The sequence below is a fragment of the Chitinophaga sp. genome (assembly GCF_036566945.1).
Lineage (GTDB): Bacteria > Bacteroidota > Bacteroidia > Chitinophagales > Chitinophagaceae > Chitinophaga.
In genome coordinates this window covers 1-1,726 of sequence record NZ_DATCVJ010000273.1, presented here as the reverse complement: position 1 = coordinate 1,726, position 1,726 = coordinate 1, and the positions used below count along the sequence as shown (strand labels likewise).

Genomic DNA, 1,726 nt, shown 5'->3' with positions numbered 1-1,726 from the left:
TAGCATTGATCCGCGCGACACGATCATCCTGCGCACCATTGGCGCATGGATGCAGCAGAGCGGAGAAAGTATTTACGGCAGCAGCGCTAGTCCATTGCCGGTGCAGCCCTGGGGAGAAAGCACCAGGAAGGGAAATAAATTGTACCTGCACGTTTTCGACTGGCGCGCCGCATTGTATGTAGGCGGCCTGGAAAGCCCGGTGAGCAAGGCTTACCTGCTGAGCGATAAAACTAAAAAGCCACTGCGGATACAACGAAAAAATGCAAAAGATCTCCTTATTACGCTGCCTGCCAATGCGCCGGATAGTATTAATAGTGTGGTGGTACTGGAAATGGAACGCATCAAAACTGATACTGTAAGAGTGTTGGATACGCAGGATATCACCAATGTATTGAGGGCGTTTGACGGCAACCTGCATGGGCGTGGCTGGCAGAATGGAGATGGGAAAAAGGCCGCCTATTTTGTGCATAACTGGAAGGATACCACGCAATACGTTAGCTGGAAAGTCCGTACCGTAAAGGATGCTACCTATCAGCTCAATATAAAGTATACCGCGGATCAAGCGGCCGGCGGAAGCTACAGTATTCGTATAGGTGATAACGTTATCACAGAAAACGTACAGCCGGCAAAAGTAACCGTGCTGCCATTGAAGGAAATTTTTCTTCCGGCAGGAGAGTATGACATCACCATCAGGACAAATGAAATAAAGGGGAGCGAGTTGATGAAATTATTTGAGTTAACCATGCAGCCCAAATAACATCTACGGAACGAGAGGGGCTAAGGAATGACGGCATTGAGTTGATGCTATTATTTGAATTCACTATACAACCAAAATAACATCCACGATGAAAAAATGCAGCTTGCTATTACTGTGTTGTTTGCTTGGCTGTGCTATTGCAGCCATGGCAGGAGATCCGGAGCGGTTTGTACAGGCATTGAAAAAGAGTACGCCGGTAGTATATGCGGCAGATGGCAGCCCGGCGCCCGCCTTTATTAAAGTGGTGCGCATCTGGAAAGGAGAGCTGTGTGAAGTACGTATAGTCAACACCGGTAGTACTGCGATACGTTTGAAAGAAGTAGTCACCGGCCTCGTAGGTAAAGTCCTGCCGGCTGCAACCCCCTTCTATGCAGAAGGTTTTCAAATGCTCACACAAACGGCCGGCACATTGGAGAAGCCGGAAAACCTCGGCAACTACACAGATGCAGGGCATTATAAAATACCGCAACCAGACGGCTATCTGGCGGTGTACAACCTGTTGCGTTTGTATCCTGCCGGTAATGTACAGCTGTTGCTGGGATACACTTCCAGCAAACGTTTTGTAGGCAAGTTTTATTTATCCGCCGATACCATTAAAGTGGTGACAGACCTGGAGAATCTGGAACTCAAGCCCGGCGGTACTTTTAACCTGGAAGAGCTGATGCTGGCTACAGGTAAAGACGGTAATCAGCTGTTGGATCGCTTTGCGGATCGCATCCATCATTTTCATCCGCGGCTGGAGTTTAAGCAACCACCTACGGGCTGGTGTTCCTGGTACTGCTTTGGTCCCAGAGTAACCGCACAGAATATTTACGATAACCTGGATTACATTAAAAGTAATATTCCGGCGTTAAAATATATACAGCTCGATGACGGCTATCAGCCGCATATGGGCGACTGGCTGGAGGTAGGCAATTCTTTTGGCGGTAATGTGCAGCAGGTACTGCGCAGCATCCGTGACAAAGGATT

At 48.5% G+C, this 1,726-nt stretch carries 1 protein-coding gene and 1 pseudogene; both read left to right on the top strand.

Features of this window, described 5'->3' with window-relative positions:
- A pseudogene (locus VIP81_RS07985) lies at window positions 1-757 on the top strand (alpha-L-fucosidase); the annotation flags it as partial.
- 88 nt (window positions 758-845) lie between these two features.
- A partial coding sequence (locus tag VIP81_RS07980; RefSeq protein ID WP_331958179.1) for a hypothetical protein occupies window positions 846-1,726 on the top strand: 881 nt, incomplete at its 3' end.